The organism is Zoogloea sp. (genome assembly GCF_041908905.1).
In the GTDB taxonomy this organism is placed as follows: Bacteria; Pseudomonadota; Gammaproteobacteria; order Burkholderiales; family Rhodocyclaceae; genus Zoogloea.
This window is the reverse complement of sequence record NZ_JAYREK010000002.1, coordinates 249,259-275,575: the sequence shown is the minus strand read 5'-3', so window position 1 is coordinate 275,575 and position 26,317 is coordinate 249,259. Positions and strand designations below refer to the sequence as shown.

The window sequence follows — 26,317 nt, the reverse complement described above, 5'->3', positions numbered from 1 at the left end:
GCGATAATTGCAACTTTAGAGGCTCATTTTTGGAGAACCACCACATGCGTCGAGTCACGCTCACCCAATTTCTCATCGAGCAGCAGCGTAAGGGGCTGATGGATGCCGACCTGCGCCTGCTGATCGAGGTCGTTGCCCGTGCGGTGAAGGCGATCGCCGTCAACGTCTCGAAGGGCGCCCTGGCCGGCGTGCTCGGCGAGGCGGGCAGCGACAACATCCAGGGCGAGGCCCAGAAGAAGCTGGACGTCATCGCCAACGACATCCTGATCCAGGCCAACGAGTGGGGCGGCCACCTGGCGGCGATGGCCTCCGAGGAGGTCGAGGAGATCCGCCCGATCTCCTCCGACTATCCCCGCGGTGGCTTCCTGCTGCTCTTCGATCCGCTCGACGGTTCCTCCAACATCGACGTGAACATCTCCGTCGGCACGATCTTCTCGGTGCTGCGCTGCCCCGAAGGCGTCGTCTCGCCCACCGAGGCCGATTTCATGCAGCCCGGCACCGCCCAGGTGGCGGCAGGGTATTCGGTGTATGGCCCGTCCACCCAGCTCGTCCTTACCGTGGGCGATGGCGTGCATGGCTTCACCCTCGACCGCGAGATGGGCAGCTTCATCTACACCCACCCCAACATGACGATTCCCGAGGACACCAAGGAATACGCCATCAACGCTTCCAACGCCCGTCACTGGGAGCCGCCCGTCCAGCGCTACATCGCCGAGCTGCAGGCCGGCAAGGAAGGCCCGCGGGAGCGCGATTTCAACATGCGCTGGGTGGCCTCGATGGTGGCCGACGTGCATCGCATCCTCACCCGCGGCGGCGTCTTCATGTATCCGCTGGACAGCAAGATGAAGGACAAGGGCGGCAAGCTGCGTCTGATGTACGAAGCCAACCCGATGGCGATGATCGTCGAAGCCGCCGGCGGCGCCGCGTCCACGGGCCGCGAGCGCATCCTCGACATCGTGCCGACCAAGCTGCACCAGCGTGTGCCGGTGGTGCTCGGCTCCAGGAACGAGGTCGAGCGGGTCGTCCGCTACCATCTCGAGGCTTGAGCGTCCCGGCGGTGACGCGCTTGCCTCGCAGGATCTCGGGCAGCTGGCGAGTGCGGCTGCTCGCGCTGGCCACGTGGTTTGCCGCGGGGGCGGTGCAGGCCGCCACCACGGTGAGCCTCGAAGCGCCTTCCGCCCTGCGGCCCCTCCTCGAGAAGCACCTGGGCTTCATCGGCGAACAGGCCGGCGAGGGGCTCGATGAGGGGGGGCGGGTCGCGCTGTTGCGGCGTGCGCGCAAGGAGATCGCCAGTCTCCTTGCCACCGAGGGTTACTTCACGCCGTCGGTGGAGGGGCGGGATGCCGCCGACGACGACTTCGCGATCGTTGTCGAGCCTGGCCGGCGCACTACCATCACCGGCGTGGAGCTGCACTTCCGCGGTGCCGTCGAGGGCGTCGACGGGCGCCTTGCCGCCCTGCGGGAAGCCTGGGCACTGCCGGTCGGAGAGCCCTTCCGGCAGGCCGACTGGGACGCGGCCAAACAGCAGCTCCTCGACGGTCTCAGCCTGCGCGACTACGCCGCGGCCGCGATCACCGACAGCGAGGCCGTGATCGATCCGGAGAGCGCCAGCGCCCGCTTGCGCGTCGAGATCGACTCGGGCCCCGCCTTCCGCTTCGGCCGCCTCGAGGTGAGCGGCCTGGCCGATTACGACCGCGGGCTGCTCGAGCGCTACCAGCCGCCGGAACCCGGCGAGCCCTACAGCCAGGAGCGTCTGCTGCGTTACCAGACGGCCCTGCAGAACACCCCCTATTTCGCGTCGGTCGTCGTCGACATCGACCGCCACACCGCCACCCCCGAGGCGGCGCCGGTGGAGGTCCAGGTCACCGAGGCCAAGCCGCGCCGGGTCGGCTTCGGCGTTGGCGCCAGCAGCAACACCGGCTATCGCTTCGAGACCAGCTATCGCGACGCCCACCTCCTCGACCGGGCCTACAACCTGGTCAGCGGCCTGCGGATCGAGCAGCGCCGGCAGCTGGCCTACGCCGACGTCTTCCTGCCGCCGACTACCGCCGGCTACCTCGACAGCGTCGGGGCGCTGGTCGAGCATACCCACATCGCCGGCCTCCAGACGCGGCGCCAGTCCTTCGGTGTGGTCCGCACGATCCCCCGCGGCAACATCGAAAACCGTTTCGCCATCAACTACCAGCGCGAGATGCTGTCGCCCGATGGCAGCGTCGACACCCAGCGCAAGGCGCTCACCGCCAACTGGTCGTGGACCGGCCGCTTCGTGGACAACATCCTCGATCCGCGCAGCGGACAGGTGCTCAACCTGCAGCTCGGCGGCGCCTCCCAGGCGCTGCTGTCCGATCGTAATTTCATGCGGGCTTACGGCCGCTACCAGCTCTTCGTGCCGGTGCAGCGGCGGGACGTGGTGATCCTGCGCGCCGAGGGCGGCATCACCGTTGCCGAAAGCCGCGACGGCGTGCCTCAGGACTTCCTGTTCCGCACCGGCGGTGCCCAGACGGTGCGCGGTTACGGTTATCAGAGCCTGGGTGTGAAGGACGGCAGCGCCACCGTCGGCGGCCGCTACCTCGCCGTCACCAGCGCCGAATACGTGCATTGGTACGCGGGCAACTGGGGTGTCGCGGCCTTCGTCGATGCGGGCAACGCCAACGACGAGCGCAAGCTCTTCAAGATGAATCTCGGCTACGGCATCGGGCCGCGCTGGAAGAGTCCGGCCGGGCCCATCGCCGTCGACCTCGCCTACGGCCAGCGGGATCACCGGCTGAGGCTGCAGTTCGCGGTGGCCATCGCATTCTGAGTGTCTGCCGCGGGCGGTGCGCGTGTGCGGTTTCGGGATGGGGGGATGTCGCGGCGGCGCCTTGATGAACTCCACTTCGCGGCGGACAGTCAACGCCAGGCGCCCGCGGGGCGTTAAGACTTTGCTACCATCTGCGGCCCGGGCCGGCTCGCTGGCTTGGCTTGAATGATTGGCAGAGTTGCGGCGGGGAGTTTAGACTCCGCTAATATTCTCCTTACTTGAACCGAGAGGGATCACAATGAAGAAGCTGTTCGCTGTTGCCGCCATCGCCGGCCTGCTGGGCTCCACCGCCGCCTTCGCCGACGCCGGCGCCGATCTGGCCAAGGCCAAGAACTGCCTGGCCTGCCACGCCGTCGACAAGAAGCTGGTCGGCCCCGCCTACAAAGATGTCGCCGCCAAGTACAAGGGCGACAAGACCGCCGAGGCCAAGCTGATCGAGAAGGTCCAGAAGGGCGGCGTCGGCGCCTGGGGTCAGGTCCCGATGCCCCCCAACCCGCAGGTCAATGCCGCCGAAGCCAAGACCCTGGTGGCCTGGGTGCTCGCGCAGAAGTAAGCGGCAGGGCTCCAACGCCCGCCCGATCAAAGCCAGCCCGCGGGCTGGCTTTTGTGTTTTTGGGGGCGGTGGGGTGTGCGGCAGGGCGGCTGAGCCCTGTTGCGCCCTTGCAACAGTCCACCGGCCACACGCATCCAAAAAACAACGCCGTCCTTGCCGGGGGCTGGTGTCCCAAGGACAATGCGTTCAACTTCTCGTTAGAGAGGTGAAATTGGTCGGCCCCGCGAAAGCGGCGCGTGCCAGTCTTCAATCAAGAGGAGAATCATATGCAAAAGAAACTGATCGCTCTGGCCGTTGCTGGCCTGGCTTCCACCGGCGCCTTCGCTCAATCCAACGTCACCGTCTACGGTGTCGCTGACGCCACCTTCGACGTCGTTCGTGCTTCCAACGTCCAGGATGGCTACGATCTGGGCAACACGACCCGTGTTTCCTCCAACTCTTCCTACATCGGCTTCAAGGGCGCTGAGGCTCTGGGCAACGGCCTGACCGCCGTGTTCCAGCTCGAAAGCGGCGTGGGCTTCGAAAACGCTGGCACCCTGGGTGCTACCCGTGACAGCTTCGTTGGCGTCTCCAGCAGCAGCTTCGGTACCGTGGTTTTCGGTAACCTGACCGGCCCGACCCGTGCTCTGGGCGGCGACATCGACGTCAACGCCGGTGCTACCGGTATCGGCTTCAACGGCGGCCTGATCGGCAAGCTGGGCAACCACCTGACCGCTGCCTCCACTGGTGGCACCAACGCCGGTGGTGATGCCACTTTGGCCGACTGCGGCCGTTCCTCCACCTGCGTTTCGCTGTTTGACCAGCGCTGGAAGAACGCTGTTGCCTACGTTTCCCCGACCTTCGCTGGCCTGAACGCCACCGTTGCTTACGTCGCCAACGAGAACAAGGCTTTCCACGGCGCTGACAGCGCGATCAACACCCGTGGTTACGACCTGGGTCTGAAGTACGACAACGGCCCGATCATGGGTGCCGTGACCTACAACGCCGTCTCCCTCGGTGGTACCTACCCGACCGCTGGTGCTGCTGGTTCTGCTACTGACGTCAGCAACTTCCGTGTCGGTGGCTCCTACAACTTCGGCGTTGCTTCCGTTCGCGCTCTGTTCGACCGCACCCGTGCTGATCACGTGACCGGCCTCGGCACCGTTACCCAGAACGTCTTTGGTCTTGGCGCTACCTACAACGTGACCCCGGCTGGCAAGCTGCTGGCTCAGGCTTACTTTGCTCGTGACCTGAAGGTGAACGGCTCCACTGACAAGGACACCGGCGCCAAGCTGTTCGAGCTGGGCTACGAGCACAGCCTGTCCAAGCGTACCGTCCTGAAGGCTGTCTACGCTCACCTGAACAACGACGACAACGCCAACTACGACTTCGGTATCAACTCCGTTGGTATCGCTACGTCTCCGTCTGCCCCCGCCGCCGTCGCTTCGGGCCTGGGTGCCAGCCTGAACGGTATCCAGCTCGGCCTGCGTCACTCCTTCTAATTCAGACTTCGTCTGAGCTAGAAACAGCGGGCACCTTCGGGTGCCCGTTTTTCGTTGACGCTTCCGTGTGGGCCCTGTTTGCCCGAAGCGTGACAGACGAAAAAATGGCCACCCTCGGGTGGCCATTTTTGCATTGGTGCTGGATGTCAGCCGATCAGCACCAGGTTGTCCCGGTGGATCAGTTCGGTCTCTTCCACGTAGCCGAGGGTGTCCTCGATCTCGGCCGAGCTGTGGCGGGCGATGCGGCGGGTGTCGTTGGCGGCGTAGTTGATCAGGCCACGGGCGATCTCGCGGCCGTCCTGGCTGCGGCAGGCGACGACGGCGCCGCGGTTGAACTCGCCCTCGACGGCGGTGACGCCGATCGGGAGCAGGCTCTTGCCCGACTTCAGGGCTTCGACCGCACCGTCGTCGAGGATCAGGCTGCCGGCCAGCTGCAGGTGGTCGGCCAGCCACTGCTTGCGCGCGGCCAGCGGGGTGCTGGAGGCGTAGAGCAGGGTGCCGATCGGTTTGCCGTGGGTGACGCGCAGCAGCGCGTCGGCTTCGCGACCGCTGGCGATGCAGGTGTGGGCTCCGCTGCGGGCGGCGCGCTGGGCGGCGCGCACCTTGGTGATCATGCCGCCCTTGCTGATGCCGGTGCCGGCGCCGCCGGCCATCGCCTCGAGGGCGGTGTTTTCGGCGCGCTCCTCGCTGATCAGGGTGGCGGACGGGTCCTTGCGCGGATCGGCGGTGTACAGGCCCTGCTGGTCGGTGAGGATGATCAGCGCTTCGGCGTCGATCAGGTTGGCGACCAGGGCGCCGAGGGTGTCGTTGTCGCCGAACTTGATCTCGTCGGTGACCACCGTGTCGTTCTCGTTGATGATGGGCACGACGCCCAGTTCGAGCAGGGTGATCAGCGTGGAGCGGGCGTTGAGGTAGCGGGTGCGGTCGGCCAGGTCGGCGTGGGTGAGCAGGATCTGGGCGGTGTGCAGGCCGTTCTGGGCGAAGACGCTCTCGTAGGCCTGGGCGAGGCCCATCTGGCCGACGGCGGCGGCGGCCTGGAGCTGGTGCATTTCCTGGGGGCGGGTGGTCCAGCCGAGGCGCTGCATGCCGGCGGCGATGGCGCCCGAGGAGACGAGCACCACCTGGCGGCCGTCGGCGATCAGGGCGGCGATCTGGCGGGCCCAGTCGGCGAGGGCGTCGACGGCGAGGCCTTCGCCGTTGTTGGTGACGAGGGCGCTGCCGACCTTGACGACGAGGCGGCGGGCCTTACTGATTCGGGTTCTCATCGCGATCTTCCTTTTCCTCTTCCTCTTCGTCGTCTGCGTAGTCGTCTTCGTCGTGATCGGTGTCGTAGCCGTCGTCGATGGTTTCGGTTTCGCCGCGCTCGGCGGCTTCCCGGGCGGCTGCATCGGCGGCGGCCTGGGCGAGGGCCTTCTCTTCGTCGAGGATGTCCTGGATCGCGAACACGACCTCCTGGCAGCCGCTGCGGCTGATCGCCGAGACCTCGAAGTGACGCTCGACCGGGCCGTAGGCTTCGAGGAAGGCGGCCACGCGGGCCTTGCGCTCTTCTTCGTCGGGGATCAGGTCGAGCTTGTTGAGCACCAGCCAGCGGCGCTTGCTAGCCAGGGCTTCGTCGTACTTGTGGAGCTCCTCGACGATGGCGTGGGCGTCGTGGACCGGGTCGGCCTCCGGATCGAAGGGGGCCAGGTCGACGATGTGCAGCAGGATGTGGGTTCGCTGCAGGTGGCGCAGGAACTGGTGGCCGAGGCCGGCGCCGTCGGCCGCGCCTTCGATGAGCCCCGGAATGTCGGCGATCACGAAGCTGCGGTTCTCGGAGGTGCGCACCACGCCGAGGTTGGGGGCGAGGGTGGTGAAGGGGTAGTCGGCCACCTTGGGCTTGGCCGACGACACGGCGCGGATGAAGGTGGACTTGCCGGCGTTGGGCATGCCGAGCAGGCCCACGTCGGCGAGCACCTTGAGTTCGAGGTTGAGGCTCTTGCGCTCGCCCTCCTGGCCCATGGTCTTCTTGCGCGGGGCGCGGTTGGTGCTGGTCTTGAAGTGCAGGTTGCCGAGGCCGCCGCGGCCGCCTCTGGCGATCATCACGCGCTTGCCGTCGTGGTCGAGGTCGGCGATGACTTCGCCGGTTTCCTGGTCGGTGATGATGGTGCCGACCGGCATGCGCAACTCGATGTCGTCGCCGCCCTTGCCGTAGCAGTCCGCGCCGCGGCCGTTCTCGCCGCGCTGGGCGAGGAAGGTGCGCTTGTAGCGGTAGTCGATCAGGGTGTTGAGGTTGCGGTCGCCGACGGCGTAAACGTCGCCGCCCTTGCCGCCGTCGCCGCCATCCGGGCCGCCCATCGGGATGTATTTTTCGCGGCGGAAGGTGGCGGCGCCGTTACCGCCGTCGCCGGCGATGACTTCAATACGGGCTTCGTCGAAAAATTTCATGGGGGTTTCCGGTTGGGGGTTTTCAGGCCCTGAATGAAAAAAAGCCCTATCGAGCGATAGGGCTTTGAGTGCGTGCGAGCTGAAGTTATTCAGCGGCGGGCACGATGCTCACGGTGCGACGCTTCTGGGCGCCCTTGACGGTGAACTGCACGGTGCCTTCGGTCAGCGCGAACAGGGTGTGATCCTTGCCGATGCCGACGTTTTCGCCCGGGTGGTATTCGGTGCCGCGCTGGCGAACGATGATGTTGCCGGCGAGGACGAACTGGCCGCCGTAGCGCTTGACGCCAAGGCGTTTGCTTTCTGAGTCGCGACCGTTACGGGAACTGCCGCCAGCCTTTTTGTGTGCCATGTCGGATTCTCCTTAGGCCGAAATCGCTTCGATGCGAAGTTCGGTGTAGTTCTGACGGTGACCCTGATGCTTCTGGTAGTGCTTGCGGCGACGCATCTTGAAGATCTTGACCTTGTCGTGGCGGCCGTGGGAAACCACGGTGGCCGTGACGGTGGCGCCGGCCACCACGGGGGTGCCGATCTTGACCGACTCGCCTTCGCCGACCATGAAGACCTGGTCGATGGTGATTTGCGAGCCCACGTCAGCCGGTATCTGTTCTACTTTGAGTTTTTCGCCGGCGGTGACACGGTACTGCTTGCCGCCGGTTTTTATGACCGCGTACATGGATGTACTCCGATTGAAGGGTTTTCAGGAAACGCGCAAGTATATAGGCCCGCGGGTGACGAGTCAAATGCGCCGCTGCCTGACGGCTCAGCCGGCGGTGTATTCGCGCAGGATCAGCCACTTGCCGTCGCGGCGGACGAGTTCCAGGGTCTTGCGGTCGGTGAGGGTCTGGCCGCTGGCGCGGTAGGTCTGGACGAAGCGGGCGCTGGCGGTGTCGCCGCTCTGCCGGATGTCGAGTTCGCTGATTTCGACGCTGATCGTACCCGGACGGGCCAGGCGCTGCCTGCGCTGGGCAAGCCAGTCGGGGTGGCTCAGCTTGCCGGCGGGCTGGAAGTCGGAAGCGTAGTGCTGGAGGTAGTCGTCGATGGCCTTGCCCTCCCAGGCCTCGGCCCAGGCTTGCAGTTGCCTGCCGATGGCGGGGTCGGCGCCTGGTGCGGCGACCGCTGTGCTTGCCGTCGCCACAGGCATCGCGGCGGTCGTGGCCGCCTGGGTGGGTGCCGCCGTCTGGACCGGCGCGGGGGTGGCGGCGATGCTGACCTTCGAGAGGTGGGCGGCTTCGGGGGGGAGGATGCCGTCGGAGCCGGATTCAAAGTCGCTACCGCCCGGCGCGGCGGCTGTGCCGGCCGCCGGGATGGGGGGCGTCGCGGCGCTGGCCGGGGGCGTCGCCGTTGCCACCGGACGGGGGGCGGAGGCCGTGGTGGTGAAGGGCAGCTGGCCCTGCATCGCCAGCTTGACGGCGAAGATCGCGGAGACGAGCAGGAACATCCCGGCGACGCCGGCCGCGAACCACAGGAGCGTCTGGCCCGCGGAGATGCCCCTGGGGGGGTGGGGTTGCGGAGCGTTGCTGGATAGGGAGTTCATGGTGGAGCGGGCTTGGAGACGGTACTGCAGCGGATTTTAGGGCGGGGCCGCTCCGCACATCGCAAACTTGGGTCGATCAGACCTCAAAACTGACGCATGTTCACAGATCAGACGCCCGGTGACGGCGTCCGTCCGCACCGGGCCCATGGATGGATCGGGCCTGCCGTTGGCGGCCGGCCCGCTGCTCTTGCGGGGGCCGGGGCCGCCGCGGGCTTACTTCTTCCAGGTGTCGCGCAGGGTGACGGTGCGGTTGAACACCGGCGCGCCGTCGCGGGAGTCCACCCGGTCGGCGACGAAGTAGCCGTGGCGCTCGAACTGGAAGCGGGCTTCCGGCCGGGCGGCACGCAGCGCGGGTTCGAGCTGGGCGGTGATGACCCGCAGGCTGTTGGGGTTGATGTCGTCGAGGAAGTCGCGTTCGAGGCCTTCCGGGTCGCCTTCGCGGCGGGCGCCGGGGTAGGCGTGGGCGAACAGGCGGTCGTAGAGGCGGACCTCGGCGGTGTAGGCGTGCTCCACGGAGACCCAGTGCAGGTTGCCCTTGACCTTGTAGTTGTCGGCGCCGGGGGTGCCGGACTTGGAGTCGGGCAGGTATTCGCACAGCACCGCGGTGATGTTGCCGTCGGCGTCCTTCTCGCAGCCGGTGCACTTGACGACGTAGCCGTAGCGCAGCCGCGCCATGTTGCCCGGGTAGAGGCGGTGGTAGCCCTTGACCGGGGTCTCCATGAAGTCTTCGCGCTCGATCCACAGCTCGCGGCCGAAGGGCATGTCGCGCTTGCCGAGCTCGGGGTGGAGCGGGTGGTTGGGGGCGTGGCAGCGCTCGGTCTCGCCGGCCGGGTAGTTGGTGATGACCAGCTTGAGCGGGTCGAGCACGGCGACGCGGCGCTCGGCGGATTCGTTGAGGTCCTCGCGCATGCAGTCCTCGAGCACGCTCATGTCGATCCACGAGTCGGCCTTGGAGACGCCGATGCGCTCGGCGAAGCGCTTGAAGCCCTCGGCGGTGAAGCCGCGGCGGCGGGCGCCGACCAGGGTGGGCAGGCGCGGGTCGTCCCAGCCGGCGACGTGTTTTTCGTCGACCAGCTGGATCAGCTTGCGTTTGGAGAGCACCACGTAGGTGAGGTTGAGGCGCGCGAACTCGATCTGGCGCGGCACCGGCCGGCTGAAGAAACCGCCTTCGGCCAGGTTGTCCAGCAGCCAGTCGTAGAAGGGGCGCTGGTCCTCGAATTCGAGGGTGCAGATGGAGTGGGTGATGTCCTCGAGGGCATCCTCGATGGGATGGGCGAAGGTGTACATCGGGTACACGCACCACTTGTCGCCGCTGCGGTGGTGGGTGGCGTGGCGGATGCGGTAGATGGCCGGGTCGCGCAGGTTGATGTTGGGCGAGGCCATGTCGATCCTGGCGCGCAGGATGTGGGTGCCGTCGGGGAACTCGCCGGCCTTCATGCGCTGGAAGAGCTCCAGGTTCTCGGTGACGCTGCGGTTGCGGTAGGGGCTGTCCTTGCCCGGGGCCGACAGGGTGCCGCGGTAGGCGCGCATCTCCTCGGCGGAGAGGGAGTCCACATAGGCCTTGCCCACCGTGATGAGGTGCTCGGCCATCGCGTACATCTTGTCGAAGTAGTCGGACGCGAAGTAGAGGTGCTCGCCCCACTCGAAGCCCAGCCACTGGACGGCCTCGATGATGGCATCGACGTATTCCTGGTCTTCCTTGGTGGGGTTGGTGTCGTCGAAGCGCAGGTGGCAGGCGCCGCCGTAGCTCTGCGCAAGGCCGAAGTTGAGGCAGATGCTCTTGGCGTGGCCGTAGTGCAGGTAGCCGTTGGGCTCGGGGGGGAAGCGGGTCTCGACACGGCCACCCCACTTGCCGAGGCGGCGATCCTCGTCGATGAGGTTGCGGATGAAGTTGCTGGGGGCGGTGTCTGCCGGGGAGGTTGGTGCGGTCATCGGGTCTTACCTTGGCGGGCGTGGCCGGCGTGCCGGCGGATTCAAGAATAACCTGTGATTGTAGCCGAAGGCGCGCCCGCTGCAGGTTTGCGGGCGATGGGCGCGCGGCGGCGGGCCTGCCGGCCGCCCGGGGAAAAATCTCAAGATCGGCTGTGGTCGTGCCGATACGCTACAGTATCGACATATTGGAAGTGGATTCATGCGCCGTCATCGGACCGGGTTTTTCCTCGCCATCCTGCTCGGGGCGGGCGCGGCGGGGGCTTTCGAGACTTCCCTCGTCGATCTGCCGCTCGAGGATCTGGGCAAGCTGGAGGTGGCCACGCTTTCGCGCAAGGCCCAGAAGCTGTCGGATACCCCGGCGGCGGTCACCGTGCTGTCGGCCGACGACATCCGGCGCAGCGGCGCCCGCAGCATTCCCGAGGCCCTGCGGGAGGTGCCGGGCGTCAATGTGGCGCAGATCGGTTCGGCGCGCTGGGCGGTGGGGGTGCGCGGGGCGCAGGGCCGCTTTGCCAACAAGCTACTCGTCCAGGTGGATGGGCGCAGCATCTACAACCCGGTGTTCTCGGGGGTGTTCTGGGAGGCCCAGGACATCCTGATCGAGGACGTGGAGCGCATCGAGGTGGTGCGCGGACCGGGCGCTTCCCTGTGGGGGGCGAACGCGGTCAATGGCGTCATCAACATCGTCACCCGCAAGGCTACCGCGACGCGGGGCGGCCTGGTCTCGGTCGCGGCGGACAGCCAGGGTGGCGTGGCGACGGCGGTCCGCCAGGGGGTGGATCTGGGGGGCGTCGGCGCCATGCGGGTGTTCGCCAAGGGGCGCGACCTCGAGCGTTCCGAGACGGCGGAGGGCGACAGGGCCGGCGACAAGGTAGGGGGCTGGCTCGCCGGCTTCCGCATCGATGGCGAGGCCGGGTGGACGGTCGCGGGCAACGGCTACCGCCAGAGCAGCAGGGAGATCCTGCCGATCCCCGCCGTTCTCGACCCGACTGGCATTTATCCGATCGCCTTCGAGTTCTCGGGCGGCAACCTGCTGGCGCGCCGCAATTGGGCCATGGCGGGCGGCGATGCGACCCTGCAGGCTTATGCGGATCACGCCGACTACCTGCTCAATTCGACGCAGGGCAAGGGCAGGTCCGATGTCGTCGACGTCGACTTCCAGCACGCCCTGGCGCCGATGGGGCGCCACGACCTGATGTGGGGCCTGGGGCTGCGCTATAACCGCCTGGATGTCGCTGCGACTTCGCCCGCTTTCGCCTTTCAGGATCGGGTCTCGGAATACCGGATCGCCAGCGCCTTCGTGCAGGACGAGATCAGCCTGGTCCCGAAGACCTGGATGCTCACCCTCGGCTCGCGCTTCGAGCATTCGACGATCTCCCATTTCGAAGCCCAGCCCACCGCACGCCTGATGTGGACGCCGACGACGGATGACAGCCTGTGGCTCAACTGGTCGCGGGCGTCCCGCACGCCGTCCATCGGCGAGGTCGCGGCGACGGCGTTGCTCGGCGTGCAGTCGTTGCCGCCGACGTCGCCCTTCCCGGCGCTGGTGTTGCGCTCCCAGCCGGCCCCCTATTTCAAGCCGAAGGCCGAGCGCGTCGATGCGCTGGAGCTGGGCTATCGCCGCACCCTCTCCAATGGCAGCGTCGAGGCGGTGCTGTTCCACCACGACTACCGCCGGCTGAACGCTTCGCTTACCGACCCGGCGGGGCCGCAGTATCCAGTGCCCGGGTTCCCGCTGCCGGTCCAGCAGTTCTTCCGGAGCTACTTCGGCAACGCCCGCACCACCGGCCTCGAACTGGCGGCCGACCTGAGCCTCAGCGCTACCCTGCGCCTCCAGGCGAGCTATACCGTGCTCGATACCCAGGCCCGGCGCTACGCCGATCCGGCCGCCAGCGCCTCCAGTGTCGCCCTCGAGGGGGGCGCGCCCCATCACTGGGGGAGCATCCATGCCCTGTGGTCGCCGGGCGCCGGCCACGAGTTCGACCTGATGCTGCGGCGGGTCGGAGAGGTGAAGGCCGGCAGGGTGCCGGCCTATATCAGCGTCGATGCCCGCTATGGCTGGCGGGTCAGGCGGAATTTCGATCTGGCGGTGGTCGGTCAGAACCTCTTCGACCAGCGGCACCTGGAGTATGCCTCGGACTACTTTCCCAGCCAGTTGAGCTATCAGCCCCGTCGCGGCTACGTCCAGGGAATATGGCGTTTCTGACTCCGAAGGCGATGTTGCTGCCCGGTGGGACGGGCTCCGGCGGGGCTGCCGCGCCGGGCTGGCCCGGCGCCTGGCTGTGGAGCCTGTGCGTGGTGCTGCTGTGTCTGGCGGGCGCGCCTGCGGCCGTTGCCACGCCGTCGGCGGAATACCAGATCAAGGCCGCCTATCTGCTCAATTTCGCCCGCTACGTCGAGTGGCCGGCGGCGCGACTGTCGGCGACGCAGCCGTTGCGGGTCTGCGTGCTCGGCCGCGACCCCTTCGGCGGGGCGCTGGTCGGGCTCGAGGGGCGCCAGGTGAACGGCCGCGAGGTGCGCGTGCGCCAGCTCGAAGGGGTCGACCAGGCGGGGGAGTGCCACATCGTCTTCATCTCCGATTCCGAAGAACGTCGGGTGGGCGGGCTGCTGCGGCTGCTGTTCAACCGGGGGCTGCTGCTGGTGAGCGATATCGACGGTTTTGCCGAGGCCGGCGGCAGCATCGGGCTGGTTACCGAGGAGGGCCGTGTGCGCTTCGAGATCAACCAGGCGTCCTTGCTCCGGGACGGCCTGCGCGCCAGCGCCCAGTTGCTGCGCCTTGCCCGGAGCGTCTATGGGGTTCGGGCGCCCTGAATCGTGTCTTCGTTCCGAACTTGGCGCGCGTTGCAGCATTTTTGTTGATATGCTCAAAAATCAGCCAAAGTTCTTATGGAGACCACCCCGATGCCAGACACCGCCAGCGCTTCCGCGGATTCGTCGTCCGCCGCCTGCGGGGCCGGCGTCGTGCTCGACCTGACGGTGCTGCTCGGCCTGCCGGGGGTCGGCCGGCGGCGGGATTCGCCGGTACTCAAGCGCTTGCTGGGGGTTTTCGTTGCGGAGATGGGGCGTAACGTGGGGCAGGTGCGTGCCGCGTTCGCCCAGGGCGACCGGCAGGCCCTCGCTTGGCTGCTCCACCGGATGAAGTCGTCCGCCACGGCGATGGGGGCCCTGGGCCTGGGCTCCCTGGCGCGGCGGCTCGAGGCGCGCCTCAAGGCGGGCCTGCCCCTCGCGCCCGACGACGGAGCGGGGATCGCGCGGGCCTGGCGGGACGTTCGCCAGGCCTTCCTCGACGAGGGGCTGCTCGGCCCCGACGAGCTTCGTACCCTCGAAGCGGCGGGGCTGCCATGACCCGGACCCGCAAGATGCACGTCCTGATCGTCGACGACGACCCGCTGACCCGCCTGATGGCGTCGGAGGCGCTGCGGGAGGGCGGCTACACCAGCGTCGAGGCCGAGGACGGCCTGCGGGCCCTGGCGCTCTTCGATGCCGAGCGCCCCGACCTGGTGCTGCTCGACGTGATGATGCCCGGCCTCGGCGGTTTCGACGTGTGCCAGCACCTGCGGGCCCGCCCCGAGGGGCAGCTGGTGCCGATCATCATGCTCACCGGGCTCGACGACGGCGAGTCGGTGGAGCGTGCCTTCCAGGTCGGCGCCACCGACTTCATCTCCAAGCCGATCAACTGGACCCTGCTGCGTTTCCGCATCCGCTACGTGCTGCGCTCGGCGCAGGTCATGCAGGAGCTCGTCCGCAACAAGGAGAGCCTCTCCAGCGCCCAGCGCATCGCCCGGCTGGGCAGCTGGGAGTGGTTCGTGAGCGAGGGGCGGGTGCAGCGTTCGGCTCAGTACTACCGCCTGTTCGGGCAGCAGGCCGAGACCTTCGGCGCCTTCATGGAGGCCCTGCTCGACCACGTCTATGGTCCCGACCGGCCGATGGTGCAGGCAGCGCTGAAGGCCGCCGCGAAGGGCGTCGGCTACCAGCTGACCTACCGCGTGGTGTGGCCCGACGGCAGCGTCCGCACCCTGCTCGAGACGGCCGAGCCGGCTGCCGGTGGCAGCGGCCTGTTGCTGGAAGGCAGCGTGCAGGACATCACCGAGCAGGTGGACACCCAGCGGCGGATCCGCCAGCTGGCCTATTTCGACCCCCTCACCGGGCTGCCGAACCGGGAGTTCTTCCGCGAGAGCCTGCTCGCTGCGGTGGCCCGCAGCCTGCGCAACGACAGCGCCTGCGCCGTGATGGTGCTGGACATCGACCGATTCGGCCGCATCAACGACAGCCTCGGCCCGGAGCGGGGCGATCAGGTGCTGCAGGTGATCGGCCACCGCCTGCGCGAGAGCATGGGCGACCGCACCCCCGCCGAGCCCGCCGGGGGCGGCGGCCTGCCGCGCCTCAAGGTGGCGCGCCTGGCGGCCGACGAGTTCGGGGTGCTGATCAGCGACGTGGGGCCGGTCGAGGAGGTGCTCGAGCGCGCCTACCGCCTGCTGGCGGTGGTGCGGGCACCGATCCGGGTGCCGGGGCAGGAGATCACCCTTGCGGCGCGGATCGGGGTGGCGATGATGCCCGACCACGCGACGGAAGCCGACGCGCTCCTGAAGGCGGCCGAGACCGCCCTCAACCGGGCCAAGCGGGCGCCTGGCGAGCAGGTCGCGCTGTTCTCCGAAGAGATGAAGGTGGCGGCCTTCCTGCGCTTCACCCTGGAGGGTGACCTGCGCCGCGCCATCGGCGAGGAGGAGCTGCAGGTCTTCTACCAGCCCATCGTTGACGTGCGCGGCCGGCGCATCGCCAAGGCCGAGGCCCTGGTGCGCTGGGCCCACCTGGCGCGGGGCACGGTGCCGCCGCCGGAGTTCATCTCGCTGGCCGAGGAGACCGGCATGATCGTGCCGCTGACCCGGGCGGTGATCGAGCAGGTGTGTTCGGACATCGCCCAGATGGGCGACGCGCTGCCGCCGGATTTCCGGGTCAGCATCAATCTGTCGGGGGTCAATTTCATGGACCCCCAGCTGATCCCCACCATCCGCGCGGTGCTCGAGGCGGCGCGGGTGCCGCCGTCGCGCATCGAGTTCGAGCTCACCGAGACGGTGCTGATGCGCGACCTCGATTACGCCACCGCCACCCTGGCCCAGCTCCGCGAGATGGACATCCGGGTGGCGGTGGATGATTTCGGCACCGGCTACTCGTCGCTGGCCTACCTGCGCCGGCTGGCGGTGAACACCCTCAAGATCGATCGCAGCTTCATCGGCGAGCTTCACGACAGCCAGGGGCTGGCGATCGTCGAGGCGGTGATCGGCCTGGCCCGCAGCCTGGGCATGGACGTGGTGGCGGAGGGCGTCGAGACGCCCGCCCAGCTCGAGGCCCTGCAGCAACGGGGCTGTCACCTGATCCAGGGCTACCTGTTCGCCCGGCCGATGGCGCGCCAGGCCCTGATGCACCTGCTGGCCGGCGGGGTCGAGATCCTGCCCCAGCGGGTGGCCGTGCCGTCGGGCTGAGGCGCCAGGGCGTCAGGCGCCCTGGGCGGGGCGGACCGCGATGCTGAGGCGGGTGCCCTCGCTGGCTTCCAGTTCGCGCAGCTGGCGGATCAGGCTCTCGTCGAGAACGAAGTCGGCCGCCAGCAGCATCACTCCGTCCTTGCCCACCAGGTCGCGGGCCAGCACCATGCCCGGCCGGAGGGCGCTGGTGCCGATCTCGTGGCCAGCCGGCGAGACCTGGTCGCTCGCGCCCATCACCTCGAGGAAGGCGTCCACCACCTGGGGGCAGTAGCGTTTGCCACGGTTCTGCTGGATGAAGGTGATGGCCTCCTCCGGCTTGAGGCGGCGCGGCGAGAACAGCCCGGCCTGCAGCCCGTCGAAGTCGTTGGCCACCGCGATGATCCGCGCGCCATACGGGATGGTCAGCCCCGACAGGCCGTCCGGGTAGCCCTGGCCGTCCCAGCGCTCGTGGTGGCCGCGGATGTACACCGCCGCCTGGCGCAGGTTTTCGAGGCCCATCAGGGCGTTCTGCCCGGCGGTGGGGTGCTTGCGCCAGATCCCCAGTTCGTCGCCGCTCATGTGGGACAGCGGCTTGGCCAGGAGCTCGTCGGGCAGGCCGATCTTGCCCACGTCGTGGAGCAGGCCGGCCAGCATCACGTCCTGCACGTCGTTCGGCTTGAGGCCCAGCTTGACGGCGAGCTTGCGGGCCACGTCGGCGACGCGCCGCGAGTGGCCGCAGACGGTGCCGCCCTCGCGCAGCTCGATGAGGTTGGAGAACACCCGGATCGAGGTCAGGAAGTTCTGCTTGAGCTTCTCGTGGGCGTTGCGCAACTCGGCGGTGCGCGCCTCGACCTTCTGTTCGAGGCTGGCGTTGAGGCTGCGCAGCTCTTCGTTCTGGGCCTTGGTGAGCGCCTCCAGGCGGTTCTTCTCGTTCTGGAGGGCGCGGCGTTCGAGGGCCTCGCGGACGGTGAGCAGGACGTCCTGGTCGTTCCAGGGTTTCGAGATGTAGCGGGCGATCTGCCCGCCGTTGATCGCGTCGATGGTGGATCCCATGTCGGCGTAGCCGGTCAGCAGCAGGCGCACGGCGTCGGGCTGCCGCTTGCGCGCTTCGGCCAGGAAGGCCGCGCCGTCCATCCCCGGCATGCGCATGTCGGAGATGATGAGGTCCACCTGCTCGGCGTCCAGCACCGCCAGGCCTTCCACGCCGCCGTTGGCCACCCGTACGGCGTAGCCCTGGGGCCGGAACAGGCGGCGCAGGGCCGACAGGATGTTGGGTTCGTCGTCCACGCACAGGATCGTGAAGGCGGCGGCTTCGGCGGGCGAAGTGGGGGTGGCTGTCATGCTGGGTTTCCGGACTCGACAGGTTGATGCACGGGGAGGGTGATGCGGAAGGTGGTTCCGCTGCCGGGGGTGCTGCTGGCGGTGATCGTGCCGTGGTGTTTCTGGATGATGCCGTAGGACAGGGCCAGCCCGAGGCCGGTGCCCTTGCCCACCGGCTTGGTGGTGAAGAAGGGGTCGAAGATGCGGGCCAGGGCCTCGGGGGCGATGCCGCAGCCGTTGTCCTCGATCTCGATCCAGACCTGCTCGCCGTCGTGGCCGGTGCGGATGCGCAGGGTGCCGCGACGCCCGTCGGGAATCGCCTGGGCCGCGTTCACGAACAGGTTCATGAAGACCTGGTTGAGCTGGGACGGCAGGCATTCGACCAGCGGCAGCTGGCCGTACTCGCGCACCACGTCGGCCCTGTACTTGATCTCGTTGCTGGCGATGTTGAGGGTGCTCTCGAGGCCCTGGTGCAGGTCGGCGGCCTGCCACTGCTGGCCGGTGTCGCTGCGGGAGAAGTCGCGCAGATCCTGGACGATCTTGCGCACCCGCTCGGTGCCCTCGGCCGATTCGCGGATGAGGTCCTGGATGTCGTCGCGGAGGTAGTCGAAGTCGGCCGCCTGCTTGGCCTTGTTGATGTTGGCGCGGGCGGCCTCGGGCAGCGCGGCTTCCTCGGCCTGGTAGGCGTCGAGCACCTCGAACAGGCGGGTGACGTAGTCCTGCAGGCTGCCGATGTTGGAGCGGACGTAGCCGATCGGGTTGTTGATCTCGTGGGCCACGCCGGCGACGAGCTGGCCGATGGAGGCGAGTTTTTCGGACTGCACCAGCTGCTGCTGGGTGTCGTGGAGCAGGCAGTTGAGTTCGGTGAGTTCGGCGTAGCGCTTGAGCAGCTCCAGCTCGGCGGCCTCGCGGCGGGCAAGGTCGTCTTCGAGCCGGGCCTTGGCCTGCTGCAGTTCGGTGGTGCTGAGCTCGAACTGGGCCTTGAGCTCGGCGTGCACCTGGCTGAGCGCCTCCCTGGCGCGCCGGCGCTCGGTGATGTCGATGAGGCTGCAGAGGGTCGTGTCGGCGCCCTGGATCTCCTTCTGTGCCAGGGTCAGCTCGACCCAGCGCGCCTCGCCGCCGCGCAACTGGAGGAGGGTCTCGTACCTGGCCGGCGCGGCCCCGGCCTGCCCCTGCCCGCACACCTGTTCCTTCAGGCCGGGGGGGAACAGCGTCCAGAAGTCCAGCTTGACCAGCTCGTCCGGGGCGTAGCCGGTGAGTCGGGAGAAGGCCTGGTTGGCGAACATGATCCGGCCGTCCCGATGCAGGAGCACTCCGTGGGCCAGGGCATCGGCGATCGGGAAGCGGCTGGACGAGAGCGGGTAGGCCGAGGTGTCCATGGATCTATCCAAGCAGCAGGCGGCAGTTGTCGAAGCCCGCCTGGGTTTCGCTCAGCACCTGGGCCAGGCTGGATTGGTCGAGGTCCAGGGCGACGATGGTCGCCGGGTCGAGGCGGGGCAGCTGCGTGTCCTCCTCGCCGTCGAGGTCGAGGGCCTTGGCGATGGCGTCGGCGTAATGGATGAGGGCCGCCGGGCCGTCCGGCGCACCGCCGGCGGGGGCATGGTGGAAGGCGAGGGCGTCGTGGATCTCGGGGGGGAAGTTCCAGCGCTGGGCGAGGGCGGCACCCACTGCGGCGTGGTCGTAGCCGAAGACGCTCATCTCGGCCTCCTGCCGGGTGCAGTCCTGTGCCCGCGAGGTGGCGATCACTTCGGCGTAGTCTTCGGGGGCGACCACCACCATCGCCAGCCGGCCGATGTCGTGGAGCAGGCCCGCGATGAACAGCTCGTCGGCCCGGCGCCCGAGCTTCCGGGCGAGGGCCCGCGCGGCCACCGCGACGCCGAGCCCGTGGCGCCAGAAGAGCTCCTGGCTGAAGCCCGGGCAGCGCCCCGCCGGCAGCCCGCTGACCACCGTCGCGGTGAGCACCAGCGAGCGCACCGTCGAGAAACCGAGCACGACGATCGCGTCGCGGATCGAGCCGACCTGGGTCTGCAGGCCGTAGAAGGGCGAGTTGGCCACCCGCAGCACCCGTGCGGCGATGGCCTGGTCCTGGGCGATGCGGCGGGCCAGGGCGTCCACCTCGGTGTCATCGCTGGCCAGGCTGCTGAGCAGTTCTGCCGCCACGACGGGCATCGCCGGCAGCTTGTGGAGCCGGGCCGTCATTTCGGCAAGGGTGGGGTGGGTCATCGGAAGTGTTCCTGCCGGAAGGCCAGTACGGCGTGCAGCAGCGCCTGGGCTTCCGGAGCCTCGGCGCAGTGACGGAAGATGTGCAGTACCCGCACCCGGGCCGCTTCGCGCAGGCGGGCGTCCTCGGCGCTGTCGCCGGGGGTGACGATGCAGAGGGTCTCGATGCCGCGGCGGAGCAGGTTCTCGAGGTCGGCTTCGGCCAGCACGTAGCCCGCCGGGCGCAGCAGCGCGCCGGCGGCGTCCCGCAGGTCTTCGGCCAGCGAGGTGCCGGGCTTGACGTCGGCGATCGGGACGGGGGCGCGGGTGTTCATGAGCGGCTCCCCGCGTCCTGGAAGCTCAGCAACAGGCCGCGTTCCGCGCCCTCGCCGCCGAGGGGGTAGGCTTCCACCCGGAAGGAGAGGCCGTCGCCGGCCAGCTCCACCTGGCGGGCGCTGCCGTCGAGGAGCGGCGCCAGGGCGGCCGGCAGGGCCTCGTCGGCGCCCTGGCCGATCAGCGGGCTGCGCTCCGGAAAGAGCCGGCTGGCGGCGCCGTTGGCGAGGGCGATCATGCCGGAGGGGTCGATGCCGATGAGGGGCAGCGGGGCCACGGCGAGGGCTTCCTGGGCGATGCCGAGGGCCGCCTCTTCCATGCGCAGCCTGCGCTGCTGGTCGGCCAGCAGGCCCTGGAGCTGGGTATTCACGCGGGCCAGGGCCTCGTTGGCCTCCTTCAGGTCGTGGGCCAGGCGGCGGTTCTCGTCGGCCAGCAGCTTGCGCCGGAACGCCTCGTCGATGTTGGCCCGCAGCAGCGCGTCATCCCACGGCTTGGAGAGGAACTTGTAGATCGCCCCTTCGTTGATCGCGTCGGTGACCGACTGCAGGTCGCTGTAGCCCGACAGCATCAGGCGCACCGAGTCCGGGTCCATGTCCTTGGCCTTGCGCAGGAACTCGACGCCGGTCATGCCGGGCATGCGCTGGTCGGAGATGATCACGTCCACCGGGTTGGAGGCGAGCAGCTCGAGGGCCGCCTGGCCGCCGGTGGCCGTGAGGATGGTGTAGCCGTCCCGGCGCAGCAGGCGGCGCAGCGACGACAGGATGTTCTCCTCGTCGTCCACCAGCAGCAGGGTGCGCTCGGGGCGCGGGCCGCGCAGATAGGCCGGGTCCAGGCGCCGGTCGGCGGCGAGGGTGGCCTCGAACTCGGCGGCCGGCATGGCGGCGCCGAACAGCGGGCCCTGGAGCAGGTCGCAGCCGGTGGCAGCCATCACCGACGCGGTGTGGGGCGAGCTGACGTCCCGGGCGCAGACGTTCAGCCCGAGCTTGTGGGCGCGGATCACCAGGGCCCGGATGATGGCCACGCCCTCCGGGTCGGCGGCGACGTCCTCGACCAGCCGGCTCGGCACCTCGACCGCGTCGAGGGGCAGCAGGCGCCGGGTCCACGCCAGGTGGGCGCAGGCGGGGCTGGTCGCCCCGAGGGTGAAGCGGATGCCGCAGTTCTTGAGTTGCTGGAGGGCCCGTTCGCCGGCTTCGGAGATGTCGCCGTAGGGCGTCACGATGTCGAGCTCGAGGCAGCGCGGCGGCAGCCGGGTCTCGAGGAGCAGGGCGTGCAGCTGGGTTGCGAACTCCGGCAGGCACAGCACCTCGACATGCCCGCCGAGGGTCAGGGTGAGCGGACGTCCGTCGGTGCCCGACCACCCGGCCACCCGGCTGCAGGCTTCCCGTACCGCCTGCAGGCCCGCCGCCGAGAGGTTCTCGAGCAGGGCGCCATCGGCATCGTCGGCGCCCGCGAGGCTGGCGCGGACACCGCTCAGCAGGCCGCTCCGGCAGTCGAAACGGGCCTGGTAAAGGAGAGGGGGCGGGGTCGCCGCGGGGGTACGAGGGTGTTCCATCAGAGCTCCAGATGCGCCGGCAGGCCGGCCTCGTCGGGCCGTCGTCTTGTGTGGAGTGTATCGGCGCGAGCGCCGACTCCTTTAGGGGCTGCAGGCCCGACGGCACCGATGTTTGCGCGGCCGCGCGGGGCAGATCGCGCGGCCGGGGGCCGGCGGGCGCGGTAAAATCCGGCCCCATGTCCGATCACGCCCATCACATTCCCGTCCTCGCCCTCGTGGCCATCGGTGTCGGCGCCGCCCTGGGCGCCTGGCTGCGCTGGTGGCTCGGGCTGCGGCTCAACCCCCTGTTCGCCCACCTGCCCCTCGGAACGCTGGCGGCCAACCTGGCCGGCGGCTACCTGATCGGCGTGGCGGTGGCCTTCTTCGCCACCCGCACGGGCCTGCCCGCCGAGCTGCGGCTGTTCGTGGTCACGGGCTTCCTCGGCGGGCTGACGACATTTTCGACCTTTTCCGCCGAGGTCGTGCACCTCATCGAAACCGCCCGCTACGCCTGGGCGGCCGGCGCCGCGGCCGTGCATGTGCTCGGCTCCCTGGCGATGACGGCCCTCGGCATGTGGTCCGTGCATCTCCTCCGCAACTGAATCAATCCGGCACTTCCGAATGGCTGCTCCGCAACACCGCAACACCCCGCGCGATCCCCAGGATCCCTACGCCCTGCTCGAACACTGCCTGTCGGCCGACCGCCCGCGCCTGCGCCGCGACCTGCGCCGGTTGCCGAAGCGGCCGCGCAGTCTCGACGAGCTGCCGGAGGCTCTGCGCCTGGCCATCGCCGACTCGGCCGCCAGGCTCATCGCCCGCGCCAACGCGCTGCCGAAGCCCGACTTTCCGCCCGAGCTGCCGGTCAACCAGCGCAAGGCCGAGATCGCCGCGGCGATCCGCGACCACCAGGTGGTGATCGTCTGCGGCGAGACCGGCTCCGGCAAGACCACCCAGCTGCCCAAGATCTGCCTCGAGCTCGGCCGCGGCGTGGCCGGCCTGATCGGCCACACCCAGCCGCGGCGGATCGCCGCCCGCGCCACCGCCAGCCGCATCGCCCAGGAGCTGAAGAGCGAGCTCGGCAGCACCGTCGGCTACAAGATCCGCTTCACCGACCGCATCGGCCCGCAGAGCTACATCAAGCTGATGACCGACGGCATCCTGCTCGCCGAGACCCAGGGCGACCCGTTGCTGTCGGCCTACGACACGCTGATCATCGACGAGGCCCACGAGCGCAGCCTCAACATCGATTTTTTGCTCGGCTACCTGCGCCAGCTGCTCGCCAGGCGGCCCGATCTCAAGCTGATCGTCACCTCCGCCACCCTCGACGCCGAGCGCTTCGCGCGCCACTTCGGCACGCCCGACAAGCCCGCGCCGGTGATCGAGGTGTCGGGCCGGCTGTTCCCCATCGAGATGCGCTACCGCCCCGTCGAGCGCGACGAGCCCAAGCCCGTCCGCCCCGGCGAGCCGGCCCCGCGCCCCGACACCCGAGGCCCCGACCGCGACCTCTACGACGCGCTGGTGGATGCCGTCGACGAAGCGCAGCGCAGCGGCCCCGGCGACGTGCTGGTGTTCCTGCCCGGCGAGCGCGAGATCCGCGAGGCCGCCGAGGCCCTGCGCAAGGCCCACCACGCCGCCGGCACCGAGGTGCTGCCGCTGTTCGCGCGCCAGTCGGCCCAGGAGCAGGCGCGGGTGTTCGCGCCCTCCAGAGGGCGGCGGGTGGTGCTGGCCACCAACGTGGCCGAGACCTCCCTCACCGTGCCGGGCATCCGCTACGTGGTGGACACCGGCCTTGCCCGGGTCAAGCGCTACAGCCACCGCAACAAGGTCGAGCAGCTGCAGATCGAGAAGGTTGCCCAGTCGGCGGCCCGCCAGCGCGCCGGCCGCTGCGGCCGGGTGGCCGACGGCATCTGCTTCCGGCTCTACGACGAGGACGACTTCGACAAGCGCCCGGCCCACACCGACCCGGAGATCCTCCGCTCGTCCCTGGCCGGGGTGATCCTGCGCATGAAGTCGCTGAAGCTCGGCGAGGTGGCCGACTTCCCCTTCATCGACGCGCCGCTGCCGCGCATGGTGGCCGACGGCTACCAGCTGCTGGCCGAGCTCGGCGCCGTCGAGGAGGCCTATGGCGGGGCGGTGATGCACCTCACCCCGATCGGCCGCGAGCTCGCCAAGCTGCCCCTCGACCCCAAGATCGGCCGCATGATCCTCGCCGCCCGCGACCGGGGCAGCCTGGCCGAGGTGCTGGTGATCGCCGCGGCGCTGTCGACGCAAGACCCGCGGGAGCGCCCGCCCGAGCGCCAGGCCGCCGCCGACCAGGCCCACGCCCGCTTCCGCGGCCCGGAGCACGAGCAGAAATCCGAGTTCCTGTGGTTCTGGAACCTCTGGAAGGCCTGGGAGGAGGTCCAGCGTCACGAGAGCTCCAGCAAGCAGAAGGCCTGGTGCAAGGCCAACTTCCTGTCGTGGCTGCGCCTGCGCGAATGGCGCGACGTGTTCACCCAGCTCCACACCCTGTGCGCCGAGCATGGCTGGAAGGAAAACGACAAGCCGGCCAGCTACGAGGCCATCCACAAGGCGCTGCTGGCCGGCCTGCTCGGCCACGTGGGCTGCAAGATCGAGGACGCCTCGGGGCCGGCGGCGGGCAGCTACCTGGGCGCCCGCGGCATCAAGTTCTGGCCGCATCCGGGCTCTGCCCTCGCCAAGAAGGCCGGCAAGTGGATCATGGTGGCCGAGCTGGTGGACACCTCGCGCCTGTTCGGGCGCTGCCTGGCCCGCATCGAGCCCGAGTGGCTGGAGGAGGTGGGCGGCCACCTGCTCAAGCGGCAGGTCTCCGAGCCCCACTGGTCGAAGGCCAGCGGCGCCGTGCGGGCCTGGGAGCGGGGCACCCTGTACGGCCTCACGGTGTACCCCCGCCGTGGCGTGAGCTACCGCGAGATCGATCCGGCCCTGTGCCGCGAGCTGTTCATCCGCGAGGGCCTGGTGCAGGGCGAGATCGCCGAGGGCCCGGCCCGCGGCATGGCTTTTCTGGCCCACAACCGGCGCCTGGTGGCCGAGATCGAGCGCCTCGAGCACAAGTCGCGCCGCCCCGACGTGCTGGTGGACGAGGAGCTGATCCACGCCTTCTACGACGCCAAGCTGCCGCCCGAGGTGCTGGACATCGCCAGCTTCGAGGCCTGGCGCAAGGACGCCGAAAAGAAGTCGCCCAAGCTGCTGCAGCTCAGCCGCGACCAGCTGATGCGCCATGACGCCGAGGGCATCACCACCGACCGCTTCCCGGCCCACCTCGAGGTGCTCGGCCAGAAGCTCAAGCTCACCTACCTCCACGCCCCCGGCGAGGCCGACGACGGCGTGACCCTCGGCGTGCCGCTGGCGATGCTCAACCAGATCCCCGCCAACCGCTGCGAGTGGCTGGTGCCCGGCCTGCTCGAAGAAAAGGTGCATGCGCTGCTGCGCACCGTGCCGCAGAAGCACCGCCACCGCCTGCAGCCGATGGTCGACAGCGCCGCCGACTTCATGGCCAGGTTCGAGGCCGGCGAGTTCGACACTGACGAGCCGCTCATCAGGATGCTCCAGCGCTTCGTCGAGGAGCGGGTGTCGCTCAAGCTGCCGATGGAGAGCTTCCGCCCCGAGAACCTCAACCCCCACTGCTTCATGAACTTCCGGGTGCAGGACGAGCACGGCCGCATCCTCGGCCAGTCGCGCAATCTGGCCGAGCTGCGCACCAAGTATCGCGACCAGGTGGCGGCGCGCTTCCAGTCGGCCCGCATCGTGCCGGCCGCCGAGGCCCCGGCGCCGAAGAAGGGCGCCGCCGAGGCGAAGAAGGCCGAGCCGCCCAAGGCGCCCGGCGCGCCCAACGCCGCCGAGCCCCGGCTCGCCGGCTTCACCGGCTGGACCTTCGGGCCGCTGCCGGAGCTGCTCGAGGTGAAGGTGGCCGGCCGCGACATCATCGGCTTTCCGGCGCTGCATGACGACGGCAGCAGCGTCTCGCTGCGCCCCTACGACACGCCCGAAGAGGCAGCCAAGGTCCATCGCGGCGGCCTGGCGCGGCTCTTCGCGCTGGAGCTCTCGGCCCAGGTGAAGGCCATCGAGAAGCTGCCCGGCATCCGCGAGCTGGCCCTGCAGTTCATCGGCTACGGCAGCGAGGCCGAGCTGAAGGCGCAGCTCGTCGCCGCCACCCTGGAGCGCTGCTGCCTGCTCGAACCGCTGCCGGCGGATGCCGACGCCTTCGCGAAGCGCTGCCAGGAGGCCAAGCCGCGGATCACCCTGGTGGCCCAGGAGCTGATGCGCCTCACCGGCCAGCTGATCGCCGAGCACGCCACCCTCGTCAAGCGCGTCGCCGGCCTCAAGACCTTCCCCGAGGTGGTCGCCGACATCAACGCCCAGGTGGCGAAGCTGATGCCGAAGAACTTCCTGGTGGCGCTACCCTACGAGCGCATCGCCCAGATCCCGCGCTACCTCAAGGCCGCCACCGTGCGCATCGACAAGCTGCGCACCAACCCGGCCCGCGACGGCCAGCTGATGGCCGACTGGAAGCGCCTCGCCCAGCCCTTCGAGCGCGAATGGCTGGCCAAGGCCAAGGCCGGCGTCACCGACCCCCAGCTCGAGGAGTTCCGCTGGCTGCTGGAGGAGCTGCGGGTCGGCCTTTTTGCCCAGGAGCTCAAGACCCCCATGCCCGTGTCGATAAAACGTTTACAAAAAATCTGGGACAGCCGTCCGCGCTGACGCCTGACGGGTTCGCCCGGCGGACCGGTGCCCGG

Annotated in this window: 21 protein-coding genes; 10 read left to right on the top strand and 11 right to left on the bottom strand. The window is 69.1% G+C overall.

All coding sequences use genetic code 11. The features are described from left to right. Positions 1-44: 44 nt before the first annotated feature. The 4 genes from ACE3OU_RS03035 to ACE3OU_RS03020 all read left to right on the top strand — a co-directional run bounded on the left by ACE3OU_RS03035 (position 45) and on the right by ACE3OU_RS03020 (position 4,834). Positions 45-1,046 carry a class 1 fructose-bisphosphatase gene (locus ACE3OU_RS03035; protein ID WP_374240056.1) on the top strand — a complete coding sequence of 334 codons (1,002 nt, stop codon included), beginning with the start codon at positions 45-47 and terminating at the stop codon, positions 1,044-1,046. Positions 1,047-1,066: 20 nt separating this feature from the next. Then, positions 1,067-2,800 carry an autotransporter assembly complex family protein gene (locus ACE3OU_RS03030; RefSeq protein WP_374240055.1) on the top strand — a complete coding sequence of 578 codons (1,734 nt, stop codon included), beginning with the start codon at positions 1,067-1,069 and terminating at the stop codon, positions 2,798-2,800. Positions 2,801-3,038: 238 nt separating this feature from the next. Continuing rightward, positions 3,039-3,353 (top strand): c-type cytochrome, encoded by a 315-nt coding sequence (locus ACE3OU_RS03025; RefSeq protein WP_374240054.1) that lies wholly within the window; start codon positions 3,039-3,041, stop codon positions 3,351-3,353. A 266-nt stretch (positions 3,354-3,619) separates the two neighbouring features. Next, positions 3,620-4,834 (top strand): porin, encoded by a 1,215-nt coding sequence (locus ACE3OU_RS03020; protein WP_374240053.1) that lies wholly within the window; start codon positions 3,620-3,622, stop codon positions 4,832-4,834. 146 nt (positions 4,835-4,980) lie between these two features. Here the strand turns inward: ACE3OU_RS03020 and proB are convergent, their stop codons facing one another. The 6 genes from proB to ACE3OU_RS02990 all read right to left on the bottom strand — a co-directional run bounded on the left by proB (position 4,981) and on the right by ACE3OU_RS02990 (position 10,724). Then, the gene (gene proB / locus ACE3OU_RS03015; protein ID WP_374240052.1) at positions 4,981-6,099 is read right to left on the bottom strand and encodes a glutamate 5-kinase; all 1,119 of its coding nucleotides are present in this window, start codon (positions 6,097-6,099) and stop codon (positions 4,981-4,983) included. Beyond that, entirely contained in the window at positions 6,080-7,258 is a 1,179-nt protein-coding gene (gene obgE / locus ACE3OU_RS03010) for a GTPase ObgE (RefSeq protein ID WP_374240051.1), read from the bottom strand. The genes proB and obgE overlap by 20 nt, the downstream gene beginning before the upstream one ends. Before the next feature lie 85 nt (positions 7,259-7,343). After that, positions 7,344-7,607 carry a 50S ribosomal protein L27 gene (rpmA, locus tag ACE3OU_RS03005; protein WP_374240050.1) on the bottom strand — a complete coding sequence of 88 codons (264 nt, stop codon included), beginning with the start codon at positions 7,605-7,607 and terminating at the stop codon, positions 7,344-7,346. 12 nt (positions 7,608-7,619) lie between these two features. Beyond that, on the bottom strand, positions 7,620-7,931 hold the full coding sequence (gene rplU / locus ACE3OU_RS03000) for a 50S ribosomal protein L21 (RefSeq protein ID WP_374240049.1): 312 nt from the start codon (positions 7,929-7,931) through the stop codon (positions 7,620-7,622). 87 nt (positions 7,932-8,018) lie between these two features. Then, entirely contained in the window at positions 8,019-8,792 is a 774-nt protein-coding gene (locus ACE3OU_RS02995; RefSeq protein ID WP_374240048.1) for a hypothetical protein, read from the bottom strand. Between the two features lie 213 nt (positions 8,793-9,005). Beyond that, positions 9,006-10,724 (bottom strand): glutamine--tRNA ligase/YqeY domain fusion protein, encoded by a 1,719-nt coding sequence (locus tag ACE3OU_RS02990; protein WP_374240047.1) that lies wholly within the window; start codon positions 10,722-10,724, stop codon positions 9,006-9,008. Positions 10,725-10,923: 199 nt separating this feature from the next. Between ACE3OU_RS02990 and ACE3OU_RS02985 the strand changes: the two genes are divergently transcribed. From ACE3OU_RS02985 to ACE3OU_RS02970, 4 genes are all read left to right on the top strand, one after another. Further along, a complete protein-coding gene (locus tag ACE3OU_RS02985) occupies positions 10,924-12,927 on the top strand; it encodes a TonB-dependent receptor plug domain-containing protein (RefSeq protein ID WP_374240046.1) in 2,004 nt (667 codons plus the stop codon). Then, complete coding sequence (locus ACE3OU_RS02980; RefSeq protein ID WP_374240045.1) at positions 12,915-13,532, top strand: YfiR family protein; 618 nt, start codon at positions 12,915-12,917, stop codon at positions 13,530-13,532. Before ACE3OU_RS02985 ends, ACE3OU_RS02980 begins: the two co-directional genes overlap by 13 nt. A 90-nt stretch (positions 13,533-13,622) precedes the next feature. Further along, complete coding sequence (locus ACE3OU_RS02975; protein ID WP_374240044.1) at positions 13,623-14,066, top strand: Hpt domain-containing protein; 444 nt, start codon at positions 13,623-13,625, stop codon at positions 14,064-14,066. Further along, positions 14,063-16,201: a putative bifunctional diguanylate cyclase/phosphodiesterase gene (locus ACE3OU_RS02970; protein WP_374240043.1), complete on the top strand. Its 2,139-nt coding sequence runs from the start codon at positions 14,063-14,065 to the stop codon at positions 16,199-16,201. The genes ACE3OU_RS02975 and ACE3OU_RS02970 overlap by 4 nt, the downstream gene beginning before the upstream one ends. A gap of 12 nt (positions 16,202-16,213) precedes the next feature. Here the strand turns inward: ACE3OU_RS02970 and ACE3OU_RS02965 are convergent, their stop codons facing one another. Genes ACE3OU_RS02965 through ACE3OU_RS02945 form a run of 5 tightly spaced genes read right to left on the bottom strand, consistent with a single transcriptional unit; the run spans position 16,214 to position 21,584 of the window. Further along, positions 16,214-17,521: an HD domain-containing phosphohydrolase gene (locus ACE3OU_RS02965; RefSeq protein WP_374240042.1), complete on the bottom strand. Its 1,308-nt coding sequence runs from the start codon at positions 17,519-17,521 to the stop codon at positions 16,214-16,216. Then, a complete protein-coding gene (locus tag ACE3OU_RS02960) occupies positions 17,518-18,879 on the bottom strand; it encodes an ATP-binding protein (RefSeq protein WP_374240041.1) in 1,362 nt (453 codons plus the stop codon). The genes ACE3OU_RS02965 and ACE3OU_RS02960 overlap by 4 nt, the downstream gene beginning before the upstream one ends. Positions 18,880-18,883: 4 nt before the next feature. Continuing rightward, positions 18,884-19,723 (bottom strand): HDOD domain-containing protein, encoded by an 840-nt coding sequence (locus ACE3OU_RS02955; protein WP_374240040.1) that lies wholly within the window; start codon positions 19,721-19,723, stop codon positions 18,884-18,886. Then, positions 19,720-20,034, bottom strand: a complete 315-nt coding sequence (locus tag ACE3OU_RS02950; protein WP_374240039.1) for a hypothetical protein — start codon at positions 20,032-20,034, stop codon at positions 19,720-19,722. Before ACE3OU_RS02950 ends, ACE3OU_RS02955 begins: the two co-directional genes overlap by 4 nt. Further along, positions 20,031-21,584 carry a response regulator gene (locus ACE3OU_RS02945; protein WP_374240038.1) on the bottom strand — a complete coding sequence of 518 codons (1,554 nt, stop codon included), beginning with the start codon at positions 21,582-21,584 and terminating at the stop codon, positions 20,031-20,033. Before ACE3OU_RS02945 ends, ACE3OU_RS02950 begins: the two co-directional genes overlap by 4 nt. 176 nt (positions 21,585-21,760) lie before the next feature. Between ACE3OU_RS02945 and crcB the strand changes: the two genes are divergently transcribed. Further along, positions 21,761-22,165, top strand: coding sequence for a fluoride efflux transporter CrcB (gene crcB, locus ACE3OU_RS02940; RefSeq protein ID WP_374240037.1), 405 nt, complete (start codon positions 21,761-21,763; stop codon positions 22,163-22,165). Positions 22,166-22,184: 19 nt separating this feature from the next. After that, positions 22,185-26,282 carry an ATP-dependent RNA helicase HrpA gene (gene hrpA / locus ACE3OU_RS02935; RefSeq protein WP_374240036.1) on the top strand — a complete coding sequence of 1,366 codons (4,098 nt, stop codon included), beginning with the start codon at positions 22,185-22,187 and terminating at the stop codon, positions 26,280-26,282. Positions 26,283-26,317 lie beyond the last annotated feature (35 nt).

Bases quoted from the DNA above. Each gene is read 5' to 3' on its own strand.
- ACE3OU_RS03035 (WP_374240056.1), top strand. From the start codon at position 45: ATGCGTCGAGTCACGCTCACCCAATTTCTCATCGAGCAGCAGCGTAAG.
- ACE3OU_RS03025 (WP_374240054.1), top strand. From the start codon at position 3,039: ATGAAGAAGCTGTTCGCTGTTGCCGCCATCGCCGGCCTGCTGGGCTCC.
- ACE3OU_RS03020 (WP_374240053.1), top strand. From the start codon at position 3,620: ATGCAAAAGAAACTGATCGCTCTGGCCGTTGCTGGCCTGGCTTCCACC.
- proB (WP_374240052.1), bottom strand. From the start codon at position 6,099: ATGAGAACCCGAATCAGTAAGGCCCGCCGCCTCGTCGTCAAGGTCGGC.
- obgE (WP_374240051.1), bottom strand. From the start codon at position 7,258: ATGAAATTTTTCGACGAAGCCCGTATTGAAGTCATCGCCGGCGACGGC.
- rpmA (WP_374240050.1), bottom strand. From the start codon at position 7,607: ATGGCACACAAAAAGGCTGGCGGCAGTTCCCGTAACGGTCGCGACTCA.
- rplU (WP_374240049.1), bottom strand. From the start codon at position 7,931: ATGTACGCGGTCATAAAAACCGGCGGCAAGCAGTACCGTGTCACCGCC.
- ACE3OU_RS02995 (WP_374240048.1), bottom strand. From the start codon at position 8,792: ATGAACTCCCTATCCAGCAACGCTCCGCAACCCCACCCCCCCAGGGGC.
- ACE3OU_RS02990 (WP_374240047.1), bottom strand. From the start codon at position 10,724: ATGACCGCACCAACCTCCCCGGCAGACACCGCCCCCAGCAACTTCATC.
- ACE3OU_RS02985 (WP_374240046.1), top strand. From the start codon at position 10,924: ATGCGCCGTCATCGGACCGGGTTTTTCCTCGCCATCCTGCTCGGGGCG.
- ACE3OU_RS02980 (WP_374240045.1), top strand. From the start codon at position 12,915: ATGGCGTTTCTGACTCCGAAGGCGATGTTGCTGCCCGGTGGGACGGGC.
- ACE3OU_RS02975 (WP_374240044.1), top strand. From the start codon at position 13,623: ATGCCAGACACCGCCAGCGCTTCCGCGGATTCGTCGTCCGCCGCCTGC.
- ACE3OU_RS02970 (WP_374240043.1), top strand. From the start codon at position 14,063: ATGACCCGGACCCGCAAGATGCACGTCCTGATCGTCGACGACGACCCG.
- ACE3OU_RS02965 (WP_374240042.1), bottom strand. From the start codon at position 17,521: ATGACAGCCACCCCCACTTCGCCCGCCGAAGCCGCCGCCTTCACGATC.
- ACE3OU_RS02960 (WP_374240041.1), bottom strand. From the start codon at position 18,879: ATGGACACCTCGGCCTACCCGCTCTCGTCCAGCCGCTTCCCGATCGCC.
- ACE3OU_RS02955 (WP_374240040.1), bottom strand. From the start codon at position 19,723: ATGACCCACCCCACCCTTGCCGAAATGACGGCCCGGCTCCACAAGCTG.
- ACE3OU_RS02950 (WP_374240039.1), bottom strand. From the start codon at position 20,034: ATGAACACCCGCGCCCCCGTCCCGATCGCCGACGTCAAGCCCGGCACC.
- ACE3OU_RS02945 (WP_374240038.1), bottom strand. From the start codon at position 21,584: ATGGAACACCCTCGTACCCCCGCGGCGACCCCGCCCCCTCTCCTTTAC.
- crcB (WP_374240037.1), top strand. From the start codon at position 21,761: ATGTCCGATCACGCCCATCACATTCCCGTCCTCGCCCTCGTGGCCATC.
- hrpA (WP_374240036.1), top strand. From the start codon at position 22,185: ATGGCTGCTCCGCAACACCGCAACACCCCGCGCGATCCCCAGGATCCC.